This window comes from Chitinophaga sp. ARDCPP14 (assembly GCF_051362515.1).
Classification (GTDB): domain Bacteria; phylum Bacteroidota; class Bacteroidia; order Chitinophagales; family Chitinophagaceae; genus Chitinophaga.
Genome location: NZ_JBKIXB010000001.1, coordinates 92,574 through 116,696 on the forward strand (window position 1 = coordinate 92,574; position 24,123 = coordinate 116,696).

At 48.1% G+C, this 24,123-nt stretch carries 16 protein-coding genes; 12 read left to right on the forward strand and 4 right to left on the reverse strand.

The annotated features are described in order from the left end of the window. Positions 1–10 precede the first annotated feature (10 nt). The 4 genes from ACLHR0_RS00315 to ACLHR0_RS00330 are packed head-to-tail and all read left to right on the forward strand — an operon-like array spanning position 11 to position 5,548. Entirely contained in the window at positions 11–1,510 is a 1,500-nt protein-coding gene (locus ACLHR0_RS00315) for a RagB/SusD family nutrient uptake outer membrane protein (protein WP_436484198.1), read from the forward strand. Between the two features lies 1 nt (position 1,511). After that, positions 1,512–2,561 (forward strand): glycoside hydrolase family 130 protein, encoded by a 1,050-nt coding sequence (locus ACLHR0_RS00320; RefSeq protein ID WP_429045911.1) that lies wholly within the window; start codon positions 1,512–1,514, stop codon positions 2,559–2,561. 6 nt (positions 2,562–2,567) lie between these two features. Next, a complete protein-coding gene (locus ACLHR0_RS00325; RefSeq protein WP_436484199.1) occupies positions 2,568–3,830 on the forward strand; it encodes an MFS transporter in 1,263 nt (420 codons plus the stop codon). Between the two features lie 11 nt (positions 3,831–3,841). Continuing rightward, positions 3,842–5,548 (forward strand): hypothetical protein, encoded by a 1,707-nt coding sequence (locus ACLHR0_RS00330; RefSeq protein WP_436484200.1) that lies wholly within the window; start codon positions 3,842–3,844, stop codon positions 5,546–5,548. 60 nt (positions 5,549–5,608) lie between these two features. On the opposite strand, the gene ACLHR0_RS00335 is transcribed toward ACLHR0_RS00330, so the two are convergent. From ACLHR0_RS00335 to ACLHR0_RS00350, 4 genes are all read right to left on the reverse strand, one after another. Beyond that, entirely contained in the window at positions 5,609–7,402 is a 1,794-nt protein-coding gene (locus tag ACLHR0_RS00335; RefSeq protein WP_436484201.1) for a DUF885 domain-containing protein, read from the reverse strand. A gap of 69 nt (positions 7,403–7,471) precedes the next feature. Next, entirely contained in the window at positions 7,472–8,272 is an 801-nt protein-coding gene (locus tag ACLHR0_RS00340; RefSeq protein WP_436484202.1) for a helix-turn-helix domain-containing protein, read from the reverse strand. A gap of 18 nt (positions 8,273–8,290) precedes the next feature. Continuing rightward, positions 8,291–9,172 carry a nucleotidyltransferase domain-containing protein gene (locus ACLHR0_RS00345; RefSeq protein WP_436484203.1) on the reverse strand — a complete coding sequence of 294 codons (882 nt, stop codon included), beginning with the start codon at positions 9,170–9,172 and terminating at the stop codon, positions 8,291–8,293. Positions 9,173–9,277: 105 nt separating this feature from the next. After that, a complete protein-coding gene (locus ACLHR0_RS00350; RefSeq protein WP_436484204.1) occupies positions 9,278–10,555 on the reverse strand; it encodes an NAD(P)/FAD-dependent oxidoreductase in 1,278 nt (425 codons plus the stop codon). Positions 10,556–10,850: 295 nt separating this feature from the next. Between ACLHR0_RS00350 and ACLHR0_RS00355 the strand changes: the two genes are divergently transcribed. The 8 genes from ACLHR0_RS00355 to ACLHR0_RS00390 all read left to right on the forward strand — a co-directional run bounded on the left by ACLHR0_RS00355 (position 10,851) and on the right by ACLHR0_RS00390 (position 24,123). Further along, a complete protein-coding gene (locus ACLHR0_RS00355) occupies positions 10,851–11,435 on the forward strand; it encodes a TetR/AcrR family transcriptional regulator (protein WP_436484205.1) in 585 nt (194 codons plus the stop codon). Positions 11,436–11,483: 48 nt separating this feature from the next. Next, positions 11,484–12,221, forward strand: a complete 738-nt coding sequence (locus ACLHR0_RS00360; protein WP_436484206.1) for an SDR family oxidoreductase — start codon at positions 11,484–11,486, stop codon at positions 12,219–12,221. 46 nt (positions 12,222–12,267) lie between these two features. Then, positions 12,268–13,803, forward strand: a complete 1,536-nt coding sequence (locus ACLHR0_RS00365) for a DHA2 family efflux MFS transporter permease subunit (RefSeq protein WP_436484207.1) — start codon at positions 12,268–12,270, stop codon at positions 13,801–13,803. 227 nt (positions 13,804–14,030) lie between these two features. Continuing rightward, complete coding sequence (locus tag ACLHR0_RS00370; protein WP_429045893.1) at positions 14,031–14,630, forward strand: RNA polymerase sigma factor; 600 nt, start codon at positions 14,031–14,033, stop codon at positions 14,628–14,630. Between the two features lie 122 nt (positions 14,631–14,752). Further along, a complete protein-coding gene (locus ACLHR0_RS00375) occupies positions 14,753–15,955 on the forward strand; it encodes a FecR family protein (RefSeq protein ID WP_436484208.1) in 1,203 nt (400 codons plus the stop codon). Between the two features lie 265 nt (positions 15,956–16,220). Further along, positions 16,221–19,547, forward strand: a complete 3,327-nt coding sequence (locus tag ACLHR0_RS00380; RefSeq protein WP_436484209.1) for a TonB-dependent receptor — start codon at positions 16,221–16,223, stop codon at positions 19,545–19,547. Positions 19,548–19,565: 18 nt separating this feature from the next. Then, the gene (locus ACLHR0_RS00385) at positions 19,566–21,143 is read left to right on the forward strand and encodes a RagB/SusD family nutrient uptake outer membrane protein (protein WP_436484210.1); all 1,578 of its coding nucleotides are present in this window, start codon (positions 19,566–19,568) and stop codon (positions 21,141–21,143) included. A 76-nt stretch (positions 21,144–21,219) separates the two neighbouring features. Continuing rightward, entirely contained in the window at positions 21,220–24,123 is a 2,904-nt protein-coding gene (locus tag ACLHR0_RS00390) for a glycoside hydrolase family 2 TIM barrel-domain containing protein (protein WP_436484211.1), read from the forward strand.

A 24,123-nucleotide genomic window follows, 5' to 3' on the forward strand; every position in this document is an offset into this window, starting at 1 on the left:
TCAACACACCATGAAAAAATTAGTTGTTATTATATCAATTGCCGTTAGTATAGTAAGCTGCACCAAGCAGCTGGAAAAATTCCCGCAGGGAAAGCTCACAGGCGGCAATGTTTTTACAGAGGCCAATGATTTTGTAATGGCTACTGATGCTGCATATCTGCCCATTACCAACCGTTTCCGCGGCGACTGGGGCTGGGATGATGGTAGCAGCATACCGCGCGATTGGGTAATAGGCGATCTGATGAGTGATGATGCGGTGAAAGGCGGCGGTAGTTTGGGCGACCAGGAAGACATGCGGCGGATGCAGACCTTTGGCATCTTCCCGGAAAATAATAATGTGCTGGGCATCTGGCGTTTTAACTATAAAGGGGTGGACGCCTGTAACACGCTGCTGGCGCAGGACGGCGCCGGCGTTCCCGGCCTGGATCCGGCGTTGCTGAAACGGATGAAAGGCGAAGCCTATTTTCTGCGCGCTTTTTATTACTTCCGGCTGGTGGTCAACTTTGGCGATATCCCTTTGCTGGTGCCTGAAAAAAATATGACCGATAATACCGTGCGCACACCCGTGGCACAGGTGTATGAACAGATAGAAAGTGATCTGGCACAAGCCTTCGGTATGTTACCCGCCACCTATGATGCTGATAACTACCAACGGGCTACTACCGGCGCCGCGCACGCCCTGCTGGCCAAAACTTACCTGTACCGGCAGCGCTGGCAGGATTGCTTAAACCAGATTGCGGAAGTGGAAAAAGGTAATTACCAGTTGCTGGATCATTATGAAGATAATTTTAACGGTGTTGGAGAAAAGGCAGGTGAGATCATCTTTGCTGCCCGTCATGATGCCGGCAAAACACCTTCCCAGGGATCTGTACTAAATGCTGTATTCGCACCACAGGGCAAAGGCTGGGGCTTTGAAATTCCTACCAAAGACCTTGTAAATGCTTTTGAAACCGGTGATCCCCGCAGGGCCGCCACCCTTTTCCAGGCAGGCGATAAATACCTCGATGGCAGCAACTACGATCCGGCCTGGTCGCCGGTAACGGGTTTCAATGTGCGCAAGTTTATGAGCAATGTAAACCCCATCGATGATGGCGGAGTAGACTTTGCGTATATCCGTTTGGGTGATGTAATACTGTGGAAAGCCGAATGTCATGCTAACCTCGGTGCATTCCCCGATGCACGCGCCGACCTGGAAAGAATAAGGGCCCGGGCACGCAAGTATGCAGCCAACCCGGCTACTGCCCTGCCGCCTGTTACCGCCAATGATAAAACAGCGCTCCTTTCCGCCATCCAACATGAAAGACGCGTGGAACTTGCCATGGAAGGCCATCGTTATTATGACCTGGTAAGATGGAACCTGGCGCAGACCATACTGGCCAAAGCCCCGGATGCCGATCCCCTGAAAGGATACAAGGACTATGGCAATGGCTGGCAATCTTTTAATAAGCTGTTGCCTATCCCGCAAAGAGAAGCAGACCTGCTGAAACTTAATCAAAACACCGGCTACTAATATGAACCAGGTTACCGCTAACCGCTTTATCGAAAATCCATTGCTGAAACCGTCGGATGTACGGCCCAGCAGGCCAGGCCTGGAAGTAGCCTGTTTGCTGAACCCGGGCGTTTTTGAGTACGACAATAAAATATGGCTGATCATCCGCGTAGCAGAAAGGCCGCAACAACAGCATGATATCATTTCATTTCCTGTACTGCTCAATGGCGGAATAGAAATCAGGGAAATCTTTAAAAATGATCCGCACCTGGATGCTACCGACCCGCGGATACTCCGTTATAAAGGCGACGACTACCTCACCACGCTTTCCCATTTGCGGCTGTTTTGCAGCGAAGACGGCATTCACTTCCACGAGCCTGAAGGTTATCCTCAGCTGCATGGAGAAGGACCGCTGGAAGCATTTGGTGTGGAAGACTGCAGGGTAACAAAAATAGAAGACACCTATTATCTCACCTTCACCGCAGTATCATCAAATGGTGTGGGAGTAGGCATGCGCACTACCCGCGATTGGAAAACATTTTCAGATCAATGCATGATCATACCTCCGCATAATAAGGACTGTGCATTATTTGATGAAAAAATAAACGGCAGGTACTATGCCCTGCACCGGCCCAGCAGCGTGGATCTTGGCGGCAACTACATCTGGCTGGCACAATCGCCGGATGGGGTGCATTGGGGAAAGCACCAATGCTTAATAAGGACCCGCCCGGGTTACTGGGACAGTGCAAGGGTAGGCGCCGGTGCGTCTCCCATTAAAACAACAGACGGATGGCTGGAAATTTATCACGGCGCCAATGAAAAGCACCAGTACGGGCTGGGCGCCGTTTTGCTGGACCTTAACGATCCATCCAAAGTGCTGGCACGCAGCGATGATCCTATTATGATACCCGAAGCCCCTTACGAGCTTACCGGCTTTTTCGGGCAGGTGGTTTTTACAAACGGGCATATTGTGAAAGGCAATGAAGTCACCATCTATTACGGCGCTGCCGACGAAGTAGTATGCGCTGCAAGGTTTTCTATCGGGGAAATACTTTCATCCTTAAAAAGATAACAACTTATGCTCAAAAACCTTTCTGCAGAAATAAAACATTTCAACCAGCAGCCGCAAAACTTCCGTATACTGGTGCTCACCAATATGATTTATGCACTCGTACTGCCGGTGATCGACATATTTGTGGCGGCTTATGTGATGCGTAACTCTAACGACCCTACGAAAGTGGTGATCTATCAGCTCACCATTTACACCGGTATCCCACTTACTTTCTTATTAAATGGTTTTTTGCTGAGCCGTTTCAACATTAAAACATTGTATTCGGCCGGTATGCTGCTGAGCGGCGTATCCATGATCGTGATGATGTCGCTCAAAACGCTGGACCTCACCGGTATTGGAATTGCGGGTATTATTATGGGCATGTCGTTTGGCTTCTATTGGGCCAATCGCGACTACCTGGCGTTATCCATCACCAATGATCAAAACCGCAATTATTACTATGGTCTTGAAACGTTCTTTTATACTATCATCGCCGTAGTAGTGCCTATCTGTATCGGCTGGTTTATAGAGTCCGGCGGTGAAATCAATGTCAACAATGCCTACCGCATTATTACCGGGCTGGTATTTATCATCACCATCCTTGCTTCGGTAGTATGCTTCAGGGGGCAGTTCCACAACCCGGACGAAAAAACGTTCCTGTACCTGCGCTTCCACCCCTACTGGCGCAAACTGCTGATGCTGGCATCTTTGAAGGGGTTAGCACAGGGTTACCTGGTAACGGCGCCGGCTATGCTGATCATGTTGCTGTTGGGAAAAGAAGGGGCATTAGGCACCGCCCAATCGGTGGGCGCCATCATTGCCGCGGTGCTGATGTATATTATTGGCAGGGCGGCGAAACCGGAACACCGGATCACCATTTTTGCAGGAGGACTCATATGTTTTGCGCTGGCGGCTATTTTCAACGGCGCCTTTTATAACGCCACGGGCGTGGTAATCTTCATGCTATTCCTTTTGCTGGCAAAACCGCTGCTCGACATGGCCTATTTCCCTATTCAATTCAACGTGATTGATATTCTTTCCAAAAAAGAAAAACGTAACGTATACGCCTATATCCTTAATCATGAAGTAGGCCTGTATGCCGGTCGCTTCCTGGGCGCCGGTACCTTTATTTTCCTGGCTTACTACTTCTCCACCGAAGTGGCGCTGCGGTATGCCATCATTATCATTGCCATACTGCAACTACTTTCCATTGCGGTAGGCAAAAGTATTATCAAAGAAGGAAAAGCGCTGATCAAAGAAACTACTGAAAAAACCACTGTAGTCGTATAAATTTTATAAGCATGGTAAAATTAACAACAACGGGGTTCGTACTCTGCCTGCTATGGATGGCCTGTAAAACAACTACGCCGTCGCCGGTAGTGCAGCAACACCTGCCCCGCCTGGACTCCATGGCCGATATGCCGCAGCCCCTACAGATCATAGACTGGTATGCCCTGGCCCGGCAGTTCGACAGCACCGCTTACAACTTTAACACCACGGGTCCACATTGGCCACTGGTGTGGTGGGATAGCAGCCGGCACAATTTTGATCAGCCGGTAGTAGGGCTTTATACTGCGATGGACGATCAGCGCCAGGGTCCCCTGCATCACAAGGGAATCTTCCATGAAGCGCTGGCTACCATGGGCGCCACGCTGGGTGCTACATTGGTGGGTGTTGACAAAAGCCGGCAACAGGGTATTAACTATGTGGCGATGCTAAAAAATTATTTCAACCGTGAAACAGGCTGGGATATTATGATGAATAATACCTGCCCGGAAGTAGCCTTACTCGGCGGTGGTTATGGGCGCGATTGGTGGTATGATGTATATCCCAACGTTCTTTTTTATGGCATCTATGATCATTATCCCAACATGCCGGGATTTGATACGCTGGCGCATCGCATTGCGGAAAAGTTCTGCGCGGCAGATTCGGTACTGAACGGCAACTATGATCATTCCTTTTTCGACTATGCACAAATGCAGCCAAAAGATAACCAGATCTGTAAACAACAGGACGCCGCTGCCGGTCATGCTTACGTATTATATGCCGCCTACAAAAAGTTTGGCGACCCACGCTACCTGCAGCACGCCATAAAGGCCCTGCAAACGCTGGAACAGCAGCCACACAATACCAACTATGAAGTGCTGATGCCTTTTGGCGCTTATATGGCAGCAAGACTAAATGCAGAACAGGGCCAACACTTCAATGTGCAAAAATTTATGGAATGGACATTTAACGGCGACCCTCAATGCCGCCAGGGATGGGGCGTGCTGACAGGCAACTGGAATGGCATTGACATATCAGGTATTGTGGGCAGCACAACAGACAGGGGCGGTTACGGCTTTCTCATGAATACTTTTGATGCCGCGTGGCCACTCGTAGCCATGGTACGCTATGATCCTTCCTATGCCGCCGCCGTAGGCAAATGGATGCTGAATGCCAGCAATGCCGCCCGCTTCTTCTATACCCAGTACATGCCCGATGAGCATGAAACTATCCCGGAAAAAGCTGCTATCACAAAAGGTGTGATTGGCTATGAAGGCATTATCCATACTTCCTCTTACCCTGAATATGCACACCTCAAAGCGCCGGTAGCACAGGGCGATGGCCCGCAATGGGCCAAAGGAAATCCCGATGTATCGCAATTCAGCGTATACGGCAGCGGGCATGCAGGAATCTTCGGCAGTATTATCCGTACCACCACGGTACCAGGTATATTACAACTGAATTTGCTGGCCACAGATTTTTTCAGGGAGAAAGCTTACCCGTCCTATCTTTACTATAATCCCTACGCGGAAGAAAAAACAGTCACCATAAATGTGGGTGATCAGCCGGTGGATATTTATAATACGATTACCCGGCAGTTTATTGCCCGCAAAGTGAAACAGGCTTACAACCTGGTGTTACCGGGGCGCAGCCCGGCAGTACTGGTATTTACGCCGCCCGGCGGGAAAGTAAGTAAAGTGGGAAACCGGTTGCTGGTAAACGAAGTAACGGTCAGCTTTTAATTAAAATACACTGGCCAAACAGTTTAAACACTGTCTGGCCGGTTTTCTTCCAATAACCTGCTATTTTCCGCTATAGCTTTGCGCCCAGCTGTTCATATAATCTTCGAGCACATTCAACGGCATATCTCCGTATCCGAGCAGGGCATCATGGAATTCTTTCAGGCTGAATTTACCGCCCAGCTTTGCTGCAAATTTATCTCTCAGCGCTTTGATCTTTAGTTCCCCGGTCTTGTAAGACAGTGCCTGTCCCGGCATAGCCATATAGCGTTCCACTTCGGCGGTGGCAACCGGTTCACTGATAGATTCATGCTGCATCATATAGACGATAGCTTCCTCGCGGGTCATTTTACCGGTATGAATAGCCACATCTGTTACCAGTCTCACCGCCCGGTGAATTTCCATATTCAATGCGCCCATCTTCTGGTAAAGATCTGTGTAGCAACCCAATTGTTCTCCGAGTGATTCACAGTATAATGCCCATCCCTCAAAGTAGGCATAGAAAGCCGGTTGCCTGCGGAATGCCGGTATATCACTATTTTCCTGCTGGGATGATATCTGAAAATGATGACCGGGTACTGCCTCATGGATAAAGGTGGCTTCCATGCCCTGGAAGGTAACGTTGATTTTTGTTGCATCGGGAACCGGCACATAAAAGACAGCTGGTATATTTTCCTGCAGGTTCCCCTTGATATAAAAGGGGCCGCCCTGTGAGGCTTCGCGGTAAGCTTCCACCCTTTTGATCACAAAAGGAGTTTTAGGCTGGTGACCAAATAATGCAGTCAACCCTGGCTGCACTTTTTCATCGATATGACGGTATGCTTCCAGCACCTGTTCCGGCGTTTTGAAAGGCATGAAGCGCGCATCCGTTCTCAGGTAATGAAAAAAATCAGCTAAAGAACCTTTAAATCCCACCTTTGTTTTTATGACTTCCATTTCCCCGGTAATACGCGCTACTTCTGTTAATCCGGTCTGGTACACCTTTTCCGGGGTAAGACCTGGAGAGGTGGTATACATGCGCAGATAATACCGGTATATCCTGTTTCCACCTGGAAGAAAAGACAAGCCTGCATGATCCTGTGCGGCGGGTAGATAGGTATCTTTCAGGTAGGTGGCCAGTTTCCGGTAAGCGGGGATCATGCTGGCGGTAATCACCTGGTGATATAATGTAGTGATCCGTTGTTGTTCCGCCGCTGTAAATGAGGCCGGAAACTGCGACAGGGGTTTATAAAAGATATTTTTAGCGGTGTCCCTTTCCGCCAGTTCTTCCATCTGCGGGATCATTTTTACTACCAGCGCTTTAGGGAGTACGATACCTGCACGGATACCTTTATTAAAGTTTGCGATGGCGGTGTCTGTCCAGGCCATGAACGCCGTCATGCGTTTTGACCAGTTCTCATAATCCTTTACCGTGTTAAAAGGTTGTGCGCCACCTCCCGATCCGAATTGTGCCAGTTCCAGTGGTGTAGATATAAACTGGTTCATCGGCATATATTCCAGGTGCAGTTGCAATGATTCCTGGCCGGTGTTGAGGATATATTTCAGGATGTCATAGGAGATCCTGTCCGGCGTATTTAATGCGGTGCGGTTAACCTGTTTCAATGCCTCGAGGTATTTCCCGTAGAACTTTCCGGCAACAGCCACCTTGGGACCGGCGCCATATTCCGGCAGGAGGTCGTCGTAACGGTGATCACCTGCTGATGTAGCTTCTGTGGGGAACAGTTGCTGGCGTTCATTATAGTAGTTATCAAATAGCTGGTGCAGCTTTTCATTGCGCTGTTGGGCTCCGGCGACGGTAACATTTAATATGCTCACTATTACCAGGATGAACCACCTTACTTTTCTTTTTTCAGACATGACTGCTTTGTTTACCGGGCAAAGCTAGTAGGCATGGGGAGTAAAAAATTGTATAAAATTAGCCTGTTGTCAGATGCTCCTGTATTGCTTAGGAAGCAAACCCGTTACATGCCGGAACGTTTTGGTAAAATGCGCCTGGTCTGTAAAACCACACTCATAGGCAATTTCCGTAAGCGAATAGTTGCCCTTTTTTATTAAAGGAAATGCCCGTTCTATTTTAATGCGCCGCAGGTATTCACCTGCTGAGCAGCCGAAATACCTGGGGAAATATTTTGAAATGGTCACAGGATGAAGTTCCAGGTGGGTTGCCAGCAGGGAAAGCGACAGTGGCTGATTCCAATAATCATTCATGACTGTTTTTATCTTCTTCGTCCATTCGGGGAAATATGCCTCTCCTTCTTTACCGGGATGCACCAGGTTAATGCATAGCTGGTCTATCGCCATCGGCGAGTCTGCATCATCCAGGTAATGTTCTTTCATAATCCTGATAAGCCCGGTGGTATTAAGCTGGTTGCTATCTTCAAACATCAGGGATGCCGATGGAAGTGATAATCCGAAGGTGTTGAAAAATGCGGCATCCAGTTCAAGATTAAATATGCGTGTGCCGGGGCGGTAGTCAACATTCTGGTGTACGATGCCAGGATAATAATACAGTCCCTTACCGGCGTATTGTATATCGGAATTACCGTTCCGGATCTCTTTGCTTCCACCTGCCAGTATATGAGAAAAATGCGGATTAGCGTGATAGTGATAGGCGGAACTCATATCAGGCACAAAAGCGGTTTCACTGGTAATAATAGCACCGAATGTCCGTTCCTTTATTTTTGCGCCAACGTACATCCCTTTTTCATACTGAACTGGCTTATGCATAATTACATTATTTTAAATTTACGCAGTATCAACCTGAAATCTTGGCTGATATTGTCCTTCCGTCAAAGCTACGGTTTCCATCCATAGCGCTTTTAACAGATCGGTGCTTGCCATTAACTCCTGTGCCCCTGTACCAGCATGCCCCAATATTTTACTGAGTGTTTCTTCTACATTAAAAGGCGACCGGTTAAAAGCTGTTATTAGCCGCATGGCTCTTTTGTCGCCCAGCGGATACGTTTCATTTATTGCGAACAAGGCGTGGGTAAGATAATTGGCAATTCTTGTAAAACAACCAACGGTATTATAAGTATCCGCTGCAGCCGCAAAAGCATAACATTGTATTAATGTAAACTCCGCCAGCCAGAGACAGTCGGATAGAATGGTTTGTTTCAGCTTAGCGGGATAAGTAGTAACCTGATCTTTAAGCTTCCTGATAATGTTTTCTGGATCAAATAAAGGCTTACAAACCTGTGTTTCACCTAAGTAAATCACTGATCTGAATCCGTAAGGCGGTTGCTGATCAAAGTTATGATGCCAGATACCATTGGCGGCATCCGTAATGGTTTGTTGTACCTGGTCGATATTGCGATAGAGCAGATCTACCTTTCCGGCAGCTGTTGTGATCCATGCCCCGCCATTCACCCAGGGCCCCCATTCATAAAAACCGGTAACCAGTGGCAAACCCTGTATGGAAAAACTATTGGCGATTCTTCTGATACTTTCTGTATCAAAAGGATGTTTCTCAAAGTAGTACAGCCCGATATCCAGGTCTGATTTTTCATGGGCTTGTCCTGCCGCCTGTGAGCCTCCCAGCACAATAGCCACTATGCCCGGAACATCTTTAAATGCTGAAGTTATTGCATCCAGTATTATCCTTTTTTCATCCGGATCAGATTTCATCTCCTTTACATTTTTCTTCGATAAAATATATCCTCTGCAGCAGTTCGGATCTTCTGATAGCCGAATGTAAATAAAACTATTATAAGTTATAGCCGTAACTGACATTTAACTGATCTCTTCCTTTTTCAGTGGCCTCAATATTAACCGGAGCGACTGATCTTTTGTAAAGTAAGCGATCAGCCAGTTATAAAGTGTTTTGACACGGTTGCCGTAACTGATCAGAAAGGTGAGGTGAATGAAAAGCCAGATAAACCAGGCAATAAAACCTTTGAAGTGGAGTTTGGGTTTGGGGATGTCTGCCACGGCCTTATTCCGGCCGATGATAGCCATATTACCTTTATCGTAATAACGGAACGGCTTACGGTTCTCCTGCTTTGCGAGCGCCAGGAAATTCTCTGCGAGGTGGCTACCCTGCTGTATAGCCACCTGCGCCAGCTGCGGATGCCCGTTGGGAAAAGCAGGGTCGGTGGTTTGTATACACATATCGCCTATTGCAAAAATATCCTTCATGCCCTTTATCTCATTGAACTCGTCTACGATCAGTCTTTTTCCGCGACCATAACATTCCGCCGGGATGCCTTCCGTTACAGTTGCCGTTACTCCTGCCGCCCATACTACCGTTTTGGTGGCAATGGTTTCTCCGTTGGAAAAGATCACGGTATCATCCACATAATCTTTTACCTGCATACCCAGTTTTATTTCCACACCCATTTTAACGAGGGCATCGTAGGCGTCCCGCTGCGACTGGTCACTCATGGCGGCCAGTACTTTGGAGATGCCGTCTACCAGGTAAATATGCGATTCAAATCCTTTCCCCGCTATTTCGGGATAGTCTTTCGGCACCACTTCCTTTTTCAATTCCGCCAGCAGGCCGGATACTTCCACTCCGGTAGGGCCGCCCCCTACTACAACGATGGTGAGCAGCCTGGTTCTTTCTTCCGGATCGGTGGTAAGCGCTGCCTTTTCCATTACCTGCAGGAAATGGTTGCGCAGTTCGAGGGCATCGTTCACTGTTTTCACCGGCTTCGCATGCCGCTGTACGCTTTCCATGCCAAAATAATTGGTAGACGTGCCAAAAGCCAGTACCAGGTAATCGTATTTCAATTCAGTGGTAGAGAGTATTACTTTTTTTTCTTCCGGTATTACTTTCTGAAATTCACCGATCACAAAACGTGCGTTTTTGTTTTTGCGCAACAGTTTCCTGAACGGATAACTAATATCAGTAGGATCTAAAAAGCCCATTGACACCTGGTAAACCAGCGGGGGAAAATAGTTATAGTTGTTACGGTCTACCAGTGTAACGGTATATTCCTCTTTGCGGGCCAGTTTCCTGACCAGGTTAACGCCTGCAAATCCACCACCAATGATAACGATATGTTTCATAATATGACCTTTTATCTGTGTTGTTAAAACAGCCAAAAGGCCATTTTGTTGCTGTATGGTCCGCAACAACAACCAGGCCACCGGAAGAAATGCCATAAAAATCGTCCGTTCATTTACCGGAGCAGACACACCTGTCGACACAACTCCCCATCCTTTGGATAAATTTCACGTTATAATAAGCTGCGAGATGGACAAGAATAGGAACTGAGCCATGAACCGTTTCCCTTCTCCACAAAATATATTTTTTATTTTATACCAAATGGTATATTTTTGCTTTGTCAAAAGAAAGAGGGATATGAACAAGGCAGAGAAAACAAAACAGTTTATTGTGGAGATGACGGCCCCTGTTTTTAATGAGAAGGGCTACACCGGCACTTCTTTGAATGATATGACGAATGCTACAGGGCTGACAAAAGGAAGTATTTACGGCAATTTCGCTAACAAAGATGAAGTGGCCCTGGCATGCTTCGACTACAACCTGAAGAAAGTAAACACCATTATCCGGCAGGAAATGGACAAAAAAACAACCAGCAGGGATAAGCTGATGGTGTATGTGCATATATATGAGAACTTCCTGAAACACCCGTTCCCTGCCGGCGGATGCCCTATTCTCAATACAGCAGTGGAAGCAGACGACACGCATCCTTTATTGAAACAAAAAGCCGCAGATGCCATCCTTTCCTGGAAGGGCGTTATTACAGGGCTGATCGAAAAAGGAAAAGCCGAAGGGGAGTTCAGTGAAGACGTAAATGCCGAACAAACTGCACTCACCATGATCGCTACCATTGAGGGTTGCATTATGATTGCCAAATTAACCGGTAAGATAAACTACCGTAATACTATTATGCAGTCGGTTGGAAAAATGATAGACACACTATAACACTTTTTTTTCTTTATAAATATACCGATTGGTATAAAAAACAAACACATGAAAACAACAGGAAATACTGTACTTATTACCGGCGGCAGCGCAGGTATCGGACTGGAAATAGCCAGGCAATTATCACAACAGGGCAACCAGGTAATCATCACCGGCAGGGACGCCGCCCGCCTGGAAAAGGCCACGCAACAACTGCCGGGCGTGAAAGGCATCGTGAGCGATGTAACCAGCGATGAAGCAGTGACCCAGCTGGCAGCCACCCTGCACAAGGAATATCCGTCTTTAAATATCCTGGTCAACAATGCAGGCCGTGCATTTGCCTATGAGTTGTCGGACAACGCGGATGCCGCCGGAAAAGCAGCGGAAGAAATGGATACTAATTTCTTTTCGGTGATCCGCCTCACCGAAAAATTGCTGCCATTACTCAGTCGGCAGCCGGAAGCCGCCATTGTAAATGTAACCTCCATTGTTGCCTTTGCACCGGGCGTACGGGTACCCACTTATTCCGCTACCAAAGCTGCGCTCCGGTCCTACACCCAATCCATGCGGGTCACCTTTCCTAAGCTGCACATCTTTGAACTGATGCCTCCCCTGGTAAATACCGATTTTTCACAGGAGATAGGCGGCATTAACGGGATCCCTCCTTCACAGGTGGCTGCTGATCTTGTAACTGCACTCGGAAAAAATGAATATGAAATCCGTGTGGGCAATACCGAATTGATCTACCAGTTATCACTCAGCAATCCTGCAGCCGCACTAGCCGCTGTAAACGGCGGTGGCGAATAAAAAAATTTATATAATAATATACCAACCGGTATATTAAATAGCAGCAATGAAACGGACAGTACTGATCCTGGTGGTGATTACAGCGGCCATCATGGAGTTGATAGACACCTCTATCGTAAACGTAGCCTTATCGCATATGAGTGGCAACCTCGGCGCCACGCTGGAAGACACTTCCTGGGTCATTACTGCCTACGCCATTGCCAACGTGATCATCATTCCCATCACGGGCTTTCTCGCCGCGAAACTGGGCCGGCGTAATTATTATATCGGCTCCATCGTCGCCTTCACCTTCTTTTCACTGATGTGCGGGCAGGCCACCAACATCTGGATGCTGGTAGTATTCCGTTTCCTGCAGGGCATCGGCGGCGGCGCGCTGCTATCCGTATCGCAGGTGATCATCTTTGAACTGTTTCCCAAAGAAAAACAAAATGTAGCCAGCGCACTTTTTGGCGTAGGCGTGTTTATTGGTCCCACGATAGGCCCCACCCTCGGCGGTTATATCACCGAATTTTATTCCTGGCCCTGGATCTTTTATATCAACGTACCCATAGGTATTACAGTGGCAACACTCTGCTATATACTCCTCAAAGAACCCGCTAATGTGCCTGCGGCCAAGCGGATCGACTGGACCGGTATCCTCCTGCTGGCCGTTGGCGTGAGCGCATTGCAAACCGTACTGGAAAGAGGGGAAACCGACGACTGGTTTGAAGCGCCCTATATCACCTGGCTTTCCGTGATCGCCACTTTCGCCATCCTGGTATTTGTGTGGTGGGAACTGCGGATCAAAGACCCGGTGGTAAACCTGCGGGTGCTGAAAAGCAGGAACCTGAGCATTGCCGCGATATTGACATTTGTTTCCGGCATGGGCATTTTCAGCTCTGTTTTTCTTACGCCGGTATTTGCACAGCGACTGCTTAATTTCACACCGCTGCAAACAGGTATGCTCCTGCTGCCCGGCGCCTGCTTAGCCATAGGTGGGCTCATTATTTCTGCGAGGCTGCTACAGCGCGGTGTTTCGCCGGTGTTTCTTATTGTAGCGGGAATGGGATTATTTATTCTATTCAGCTGGCAGATGTCGGCATTGAACCAGGACGCCGGCGCCGCCACTATTACTACTTCTCTCATCTGGCGGGGCGTAGGACTGGCACTGGTAACGGTTCCCCTTACCACCCTGGCCGTATCCTCACTGACGCCGGCAGATATTCCGCAGGGCGCCGCTTTAAATAATATGATGCGGCAACTGGGCGGCTCCTTCGGCATCGCCATGGTGAACACCTACCTCGCCAACCGGAACGCCCAGCACCGGTCGGATCTAGTGAGCAACCTCACTACCGATAACCCTGAGGTGACCAACCGGTTAAGCAGCTACGCGCACTTCTTTCTCAGCAAAGGCGCTACCGCAACAGATGCCCATCATAAAGCATTGAAACTCCTGGATAGCTCCGTGATAAAACAAAGCACCCTGCTAAGTTTCAGCGACGCCTTTTTACTGGTAGGCATTATATTCCTGGCAGCGCTTCCTTTGCTGTTAATGGCTTCCACTAAAAAGAAAACAGCCCATGTAATTGTGATGGATCATTAACACAGGCCAATTAATTTGATAAAACTGACCGAAAAATCCAAAAAAAATAAAATCAGAAAAATAAGCTTAATCAACCTAATCCTGCTCCAGACAATTTCCGCGCCGAAGGCGCGCCCGGCAGGGTACCACGATTTTTTTGTACTTTGCGATATCGGTCACACCACTTGATTCGTCTGTTTAACGGCGATAGGGTGATATTTACTTTTAAGGGGAACTGGATCTAACGGATGAATAATGACACTGTACATGAAACTGCACTTTTCCACCAAATTGCCGGGGGGGATGAATCTGCATTTGAAGCATTATTCCACCTCTATGTGCCGAAGATCAGGCCGGTAATTGCCCGTATTATACAGGTAGAAGGGCCGGAGAAAGACATCATACAGGAAATATTCCTGGGCATATGGCTGAGCCGGGAGAAGCTGACAGAGGTAGTGGTTCCCCATAACTGGATCTTCAAAATGGTGTATCACCGCTGCTACAGCTGGTTGCAGAAGCAGGGCGTACGGAATAAGGCCAGCCAGATCATTACCCGCGAAAGCACTGACCACTCCAATCTTACCGAAGAAAATATTGCTTTTTCTGAAACCGCGCTGCTGGTAAAGCAGGCTATCCTGCAATTGCCGCCGCAGGCGCAAAAGATCTACCTACTCAGCCGGGAGAAGGATCTTAAAGTCGCCGAAATTGCCAGTGAATTACAGCTCTCCCCCCAAACCATTAAAAATTCCCTGGTCCGTTCCCTCAAATCTATCCGGGAATACCTGACCAGCCAGGGCATCACCCTCCCGCTATTCCTGCTTGGGTGGGGTGTTTTATATTTTTCTTAACTTTTTTTTGAAAGACATAGGTACTCTTTGGCTGCTGACGGTACGTATATGCAGGGGGCTTTCTGTAATTGGGTAGTCCCCGTATATGTCAACTGAATTCCGAATGCTTTAAAACGAGGCCGTTGTCCACATCAGAAAGACTAACATACTTATTGGAACAGGTACGGCTGCGTCGTGCCACCACCGGGGAGTACAGGGAACTGTTACAACTGATCAGTGAAGATGAGTCGGGGGAAATAATCCGCCAGCTGGATGCGTTTCATGCGAACTGGCCAATGGAAGCTGCTGCCCATGCGGATCACGACCGCGACTACTGGCAGCAGGCCGTCAAAGAAATACTGGCCGCCGATAAGCTTGCGCAGCAGCCGGAAATGCTGCCCTCAACCCCGAACCGGGTCTATTTCCTGCAACGCTACTGGTGGGCTGCTGCCTGTATCGTTGTGCTGGCAACGGGCGCTTATTATCTTTCAAAGCAAGCCCCTCCCACGGCTGTAGTGGCTACTTCCCCCGTAAAGGATATTGCACCGGGCGGCAACAGGGCGGTACTTACGCTTTCAGATGGTACCCAAATCCCCCTCGACAGTGCAGGCAATGGCGTATTGGCGCAACAGGGCAATACCCGGATCACCAAGCTGAATAACGGGCAACTGGCTTACAATGGCTCCGGCAGTTCGGAGGATAAAGTATTATATAATACCATGAGTACCCCTTTGGGTGGACAATACCAGCTTATTTTGCCCGATGGTACCGGCGTATGGCTGAATGCCGCCTCTTCCATCAGTTATCCCACTGCCTTTACCGGCAACGAAAGAAGTGTAACCGTTACCGGTGAAGTGTACTTTGAAGTGGTGAAAAATGAAAAGATGCCTTTCCGCGTAAAGGCAGGCAATACGACCATCGACGTACTGGGTACGCATTTTAATATTAACGCATATAAAGACGAAGCCAGCATCAATACTACCTTAGTACAGGGATCTGTGCGGGTAAGTGTACAACAGCAACAGCAAATGCTGAAACCCGGGCAGCAGGCCAGGGTGGCGGCAAAGGGGGAGTCTATCCAGGTGCTGGACCATGCGGATCTATCCGAGGTGCTGGCCTGGAAAGCCGGATTTTTCTCCTTTAATGATGCGGATCTTCCGGCTGTAATGCGGCAGCTGTCGCGCTGGTACAATGTAGAAGTAACATATGAAGGCAAGATTCCTCAGCGTGTATTCACCGGGGAAATAGGCCGGAACCTCACCTTATCGCAGGTGTTAAAAGGACTTACAAAAACAAGAATTAAATATAGAATTGAGAATGGTAACCGGATCGTTATCCAACCATAGTTATGAACAATGAACAATGAAAATTGGGAACAATGAAAAACACCAGGCTATCGCCATTGGCATTCCATGCGCATTGAATAAAAACCGGGGCTGAGATTGGCGTCCTACCCCGGCCGTCGTTCAATTTAATCAACAAACAAGTCGGTAAACATTATTTATTAATTCAACCAAACATTGCAAAAGTATGCAACTTAAGGCTATTTGTAATTCCGGTACCCGCAGATATTGGAAATTTGCGGGGCTCTCAACCAAAACACTGTTAGTTATGAAGCTAACTTCTTTTATGCTGCTCCTTGCTGCCTTGCAGGTAAGCGCTAAGGGCAGCGCCCAAACGGTGACTTATTCCGCCAAGGCGGTGAGTCTCCAGAAAGTGCTGAACGTTATTAAAGCACAAACGGGGTATGTTTTCTTTTACGATAAAGAGGATCTGAAAAACAGTAATCCTGTTTCGGTAGACATAAAAAACGCATCGCCGCAAGCCGCGATGGAAGCAGTATTGCGCCAGCAGCCGTTGAGCTTTGAAATCCAGGGCAATACCATCTTCATTACAAAAAATGAAAAACCGGCAGCAACACCGGTAACGGCCCCACCTGCCGCCAACATCACAGGAAAGGTGACAGATGAAACCGGGGCAGGGCTTCCGGGTGTATCCATCGTTATCAAGGGCACCCAGAAAGGCGTTGTTTCCGGACCGGATGGCACCTTCCAGCTGGCCAACGTACCGGACAACGCGGTACTGGTGGTAACCAGCATCGGGTACATCACCCAGGAAATCAAGGTAGCCGGAAAAACACAGATCAATATTTCAATGGCGCCGGATGTAAGTGCGCTGAAACAATTTGTGGTAGTAGGTTATGGCACGCAGAAAAAGGCGAACCTCACCGGGGCCGTTACTTCTATCACCACAGAGCAACTGACTAACAGGCCGGTAACAAGCCTGGGTAACGCATTGCAGGGTACGATGCCAGGTATCACCGTCACAGCCGCCAAGAGCGGACAACCGGGCAGTGATGCAGGACAAATCCGTATCCGGGGTATTGGTACGCTAAACAATGCCGACCCGGTAATTGTGGTAGACGGAGTAGTTACCAACCTGAGTAGTCTTAATAATATTAACCCCGACGATATTGCCACCTTATCGGTACTGAAAGATGCGGCATCTGCCGCTATCTATGGTTCCCGTGCAGCCAACGGCGTTATTCTCATTACCACCAAACAAGGCAGGAAAGGTCCCCCACAGGTTACCTATACCGGGTATGTGGGTAAACAACAAGCCACCGGCTTACCGGACTTTTTACCTTCCTGGCAAGCTGCCACTTTATATAACCAGGCACTGAGCAATGAAGGAAAAGCAGCACGCTGGACCGATGCAGAAATCCAGAAATTCAAAGATGGCTCTGATCCTTTTAACTATCCTAACACCGACTGGCTCGACCTGTTTTACCAGGGCAGCGGTTTACAACAGAACCACTATGTAGGTGTTTCCGGCGGCAGCGACCATACACAATATGCTTTCTCTTTAGGTGTATTTGATCAGAATGGCCTCATGGAAAAAACAAATGCCAAACGTTACACCAGCAGATTGAATATTACATCTGAGATCAACGATAAAATAAAAGTAATCGGCAATATCGCCTTTACTTCTTCCGGCAGAAATGAGCCCAGCAATCCTTACACCGGCGATTTTACGCAGCTGGTAAGACAGATCAACCGCATCTCCCCTACCATTCCTTATAAATATGAAAATGGCCACTACGGCTATATTTCAGATGGCAGCCCGATGGCGTGGCTGGAAGGGAACAGCCTGAATAAATACAATAATTATGACCTGATAGGTAATGTAGGCGTAGACTGGGAAATTGTGAAAGGACTGCATTTTAAACCCTCCCTTGCTTATGTGATGAAGATCGCTCATAACAAGAAGTTCATTGCTGACCAGCAATATTATGATGCTGCCGGTAATGAAACTTTTTACCAGGGGCCCAGCTACGTAACCGACGAAAACACCTTCGGCAATACGGTTACACAGCAGGCATTGCTGGACTACACCAAATCTTTCAGTAAACATAACTTCAAAATACTGGGTGGCTATTCCCAGGAGCTCACCAAGTTCAGCTTTGATGACGGCTACCGGAAAGGCTTCCTGAATAACCAGTTAACCGATATTAATCTTGGTTCTACCGACGGACAGAAAGCCACCGGTTACTCTTATGAACTGGCGCTTCAGTCTTATTTTGGCAGGTTAAACTACGACTACGACGGTAAGTACCTGTTTGAAGCGAATCTGCGGTATGATGGTTCTTCCCGCTTTTCTCCCGCCAACAGGTGGGGTTTATTTCCCTCCTTTTCCGCTGGCTGGAATTTAGACAGGGAAGACTTCTTCACACCACTGAAGAAATATGTTTCCAATCTTAAAATAAGAGGTTCATGGGGACAGCTGGGTAACCAGTACATTACCGGTAAAGATGATGTCAATTACCCAAGCTATCCGTACTACCCGTATATTGCCACTATCAACGGAAGCCAGAACTATACTTTTGGTGGTACCGCGGCTGCTATTGCCGCTGGTGTAGCGCCGGTTAATGGTGCCAACGAAAACATCAAATGGGAAAGCACCACCGCCACAGGCGTGGGTATTGATGCGGGATTCCTGGACGGGAAACTGAATTTCACTGCCGACTATTTTCATAAACGCACTTCCGACATCCTGTTATCAGTACCGGTTGGCGCCGTATACGGCCTGAATGCGCCGGTTCAAAACGCAGGTTCTGTCATCAACAAAGGTTGGGAGTTTGCACTGAGCTATGCCAGCAACGCAGGTGATTTCAAGTACAATGCTGCCGTAAACGCGGCCTTTATCAACAACGAAGTAACCGATCTTCACGGAACAGGGCCGATTATCGACGGCTATACCTTTAAACAGGTGGGTTATCCGATCAACTCCCTGTATGGATATGAAGCAGATGGCATTTTCCAATCGGCCGATGAAGTGACCAAAGCGCCTTATCAATCCAACAGAACGGCTGCCGGTGATCTGAGATACAAAGACAAGGACGGCAATGATACTATTAACAGCGCCGATAAAGTATACCTCGGCAACTACTTCCCGAAAGTAACCTTTGGCCTGAACCTGGGCGGTACCTGGAAAAATATAGACCTGAATATCTTCCTGCAGGGCGCTGCTGGCGTAAAAACATACATCGACGCCGGTAAACTGGGCAGTGTAAGTTCTTCTGCTGGTAAACCTACTTCCGCTTTACTGGATACCTGGACACCGGAAAACACTTCAGCCGCGCTACCACGCATCTGGAATGGCTATACGCAGAATGATCCCGGCGGCACGCCGTCTTCCTTCTGGGTGAAAGACGGATCTTACCTGCGCCTTAAAAACCTGCAGGTAGGTTATACACTGCCGGAAAGAATAGTAAAACGGATAGGCATCAACAAAGTACGTTTCTACTACAGCGGGCAAAACATCCTCACCTTCGACGGCCTGTATAACTGGATAGATCCGGAAGCATCTATTACGAGCAGTATCTATTACTACCCGCAGGTGAAAGTGCACACGTTTGGCGTAAATGTTAGTTTTTAACGAAAAGCAATCAACATCATGAAAAGGAACATTCTCTATATAATATTTTTCTCTGCTGCACTGCTATCTGCGTGCAATAAAGATTTCCTCGACAGGCAGCCACTGGATGCCTATAACAACGACGTTCTCTGGAAAACGCAGAACGATGCAACCGCTGCACTCAATGGCTGTTATAAAGAATGGGAAATTGACTATACCATCCTTTATATGGACGCTGTGAGCGATAATATGTACAGCCAGTATTACTGGGAAGGCTATACGGATTATGGCAATGGCAACATTACGCCTGCCAATACCAGTGCCTCCAAGCGCTGGAGTTATACCACCATTCAGAAATGCAACTGGTTCCTGGAAAACATCGACAAAACACCGATCGACGAAACCTTAAAAACGCAGTTTAAAAGTGAAGCCCGTTTTCTGAGAGCTTATCAGTACTTCACGCTGTCACAGCTTTATGGTGATGTACCGCTGGTCAAAAACACTATTACCAGTGAAGAAGCTAATACCATTTCCCGCACAGCCGCTACCGAAGTACGCAAATTTGTACTGGACGAATTGGAAGCGATTGCGCCTACCCTCCCGGCAAGCTACAGTGGTAGCGACGTTGGACGTATTACTCAGGGCGCGGCTATTTCCCTGAAGGCCAGGCTGGAATTGTATGATAAAAACTACGCCGCCTGTATCGTTGATTGTAAAAAGATCATGGCCCTGGGTTATGAACTCTTTCCAAACTATCAGAACCTGTTTCGTATACAGAACGAAAACAATAAAGAAGTGATCCTCGATGTGCAGTATAAAGAGAATGACTATTCCAATGCCGACATCGGCGTAATGCCTTCTTCCTCCTTTGGTGGCTGGGGCTCGCTGGATCCCACTCAGGCGCTGGTAGACGCTTACGAAATGAAAAACGGCAAACTTATTACTGATCCAACATCCGGCTATTCCGAAAATGATCCGTACAATAACAGGGATCCACGCTTAACAGCTACAATCGTATGTCCCGGCCAGTTGTATGAAGGTAAATACTACAACTCTATTCAAAATACCTCCGGTGATTATTATAATGGGGATAACAATTCTAAAACAGCTTACATCCCGAAAAAATTCACGTCTAACCTGTCCGACTATACGGATATGTGGAACACCGGGCTGAATATGATCGTAATCCGCTACGCAGAAATACTGCTCACTTATGCCGAAGCACAAATTGAATCAGGCATTATTGACAATACCGTGTATGATGCAATAGATGCCATCAGAAAGCGCGCTGGCATGCCAGTGGTAGACAGAACCGTGTATAACACCGTTGATAAAATGCGTACGCTCGTAAGACGCGAACGCAGGGTGGAACTGGCACTGGAAGGCTTACGCTGGTACGATATTCAACGCTGGAAGATAGGCACTGCCGTTAGATCCGGCACCGTATACGGCGCACGACTGGGTACTGTAGATCCTGCCAACGGCAAGCTTACCCTCAGCGGAGATCACGTCACCGTTGAGCAGCGCACCTTTGTGGAAAACAGGGATTACCTCTGGCCGGTACCGCAAACAGAAAGAGATATCAACAAAAACCTGACACAAAACCCAGGCTACTAATACAACTGTAACAATCAAAAAAAATCCCGCGAGTTGAAAGATGAGCGGGATTTTTTTATGCTTAAAAAGTATTCACATGTATCGTTTCATTACCGGCCTGCTGGTTTATTTTATTTGTCCTTTTACCTTATGCGCCCAGCAAAGCAGAACCGTTCTTAACTTCAATACCCACTGGGCCTTTCAAAGAGGCGATATCACCGGGGCGGAGCAGGCAACATTTAATGACAAGAATTGGGCGGGCATCAGCATTCCGCACGTAATGCGTATTGAAAAAAAGCACAACGGCGGCAATGCCGTGTACCAGGGCATCGGCTGGTACAGGAGATATTTTAAAGTACCTCCCTCTTTCCGCAATAAAAGGATCACTGTTTGTTTTGAAGGCGTGCAAACCACTGCGGATGTGTATCTCAATGGTAAAAAAATAGCGACCCATACAGGTGGTTACATGGGCTTTGTAGTGGACATCAGCGCGTATGTGGATTTTGAAAAAAACAATGTGCTGGCAGTGAGGGTATCCAATAAAGATAACCCGCAGATCCCCCCCGGAAAGCCGCAGTCGAAGCTCGACTTCAATTACTTTGGCGGCATCTATAGAAATGTGTCACTGACGGTTACCGGCAAAGTATTTATCTCCCATCCACTGGAAGCTAACAAGGTAGCCGGTGGCGGCATATTTATCACCTATCCTTCCGTTGGCAAAAACGCTGCAGCTGTTGCGGTAAAAACCAATATCGTGAATGCTTCCGGTAAACCGGTACATACCACGCTGAAAACGACATTGATTGATACCAGTGGCATGCCGGTAGCAACAGCAGCCATTGAACAGCCCATTCCTGCACAGGCAGATACAGATATCCGGCAATCGCTGACGGTGACCGCTCCTCATTTATGGCATCCGGATCATCCTTACCTGTATCGCCTGGTATCTGTTGTTTATGAAGACAATGCACCAGTGGATAGCCTGATCACCTATACGGGTATACGAAACATCGCTTTCGCTGCCGACGGTTTTTATATCAATGGAACGAAATTATACCTGCGCGGCGCCAACAGGCACCAGGCGTACGAATACACCGGTGATGCCGCCACAGACAACCTGCAATACCGGGATGCCCTTCAACTGAAAAAGGGCGGGTTCAATGCCGTGCGGGCCGCCCATTATCCCGCATCGCCCGCATTCCTGGATGCATGCGACAAAACAGGTTTACTGGTGATTGAGTGTGAGCCAGGATGGCAATTTTTTTCCAAAGATTCCCTCTTCGTTGAAAACACTTACCACGACATCCGGGAGATGATCCGCCGCGACCGCAACCACCCATCTGTTTTCCTGTGGGAAACTTCCCTGAATGAATCACCCACCAGCGAAGCATGGATGGAAAAAGCCGTACAAACCGCACGGGCTGAAATGCCTGGCAACCAACTGTTTGTAGCCGATGATTTTAACGCACGCAGCAAAGACCATTACAACGTTTCCTACAAAGTGGTAAATGAAGATGGCACCGACCCTATGCCATCACGCCCGTTTATTACCCGTGAGTGGGGAGATAGCTGGATGGCCGATGCTGAAAAAGAAAACAGCCTGCGCGCCAGCAGGATGTACACAGAGAAAGGATTGATCAACCAATGTATTTTACGGCAAAATGCGTTGAATGGTGAAACATCCGAAGCGTTGGGCGGCTATTGGGATCATGGCGGACTGGATGCCAATCCAAGAATTGGTGGCTACTTTGTATGGAGCTACAATGATTACACCCGTGGCTCCGATCCCATCACCGCTTTCAGCGGCGTTACCGATCTTGACCGCTATGAAAAGTTCAGTTACTACCAGCTACAGGCAATGCAGGATGCCCGCAATCCTGCATATGGCCCAATGGTATACATTGGCAGCTATAATAACCAGCCAGCACTGGATAGTTCCATCATGATATTCTCTAACTGTGATGCCGTACAACTTTACCGGAACAACAAATTCTGCGGCGAAATAACAAGGACGCAAAATGCCCGTACCGCTCCTTTTGTAGCGGCCAAAGGCGGTAGCCCTTACTTTGTTTTCCACACCGGGAAATACGAGCATGGAGAGTTGAAAGCCATCGGTATCCTGAATGAAAAAGCCATCTGCACGCATATTGTAAAAACACCCGGCGCGCCTCATCACCTGGAAATTGAAATTCCTGCCGGCGCTGCCACTTCCACCGCCGACGGCTTTTCTATGACGCCGTTTTATGTGAAGGTATGCGACCGGAACGGCACACTTGTATCTAATCAAACCGCCGGGCAATCCTATACTGTTCAGATCAGTGTATCAGGACAAGGCACCCTCATAGGCGGAAATATTCCGGCTGCGGGTATTGCCTTGCAGAAAACGGAAGGCGGCATTGCCTATGGCGTTATCCGCCACACTGCTACAGCAGGAAACATATATATCAACGTAAAGAGCGCCGGCATGGCTTCAGGCAGTAAGGTGATTAAAACCACCGCAACACCCTATGAATATGTAAAAGACGGTATCCACCGGCCATGGATACACGAAGATAAAAAAACAATGACTGCCTATTATACGGATACTATTGCCGCCAAACAGCTCCGGGAAATTAAACTCGCCGGCAAGGCCAGTTTTGTTCAGCCTGCGGATGAAAGTCTTAACGCGGTTATTGACGGCAACACCGCCACAGGATGGATATCCGGCGCAGGAAGTGTTCCTGTCAGCATTACCCTGGATCTGAAAAATGAATACCAGCTGAGCGGCAGCCGCGTAGTATGGGGGAAAGACAGCGACTGGTACACTTACAGTATCGCGGTATCTGCCAATGGCAGCGACTGGATAAGTGTAAAGAGCACGGAACGGGTATCCGGGCAAAATTATCAGCCGGTGCTTTTCCATCGCACAGCGGTAAGATATGTCCGTTATCTTATTACCGGTATCCAGCCAGAAAGCAGCAGGATAGCGGTAAAAGAAATACAGCTGTACGGGACGATGTAA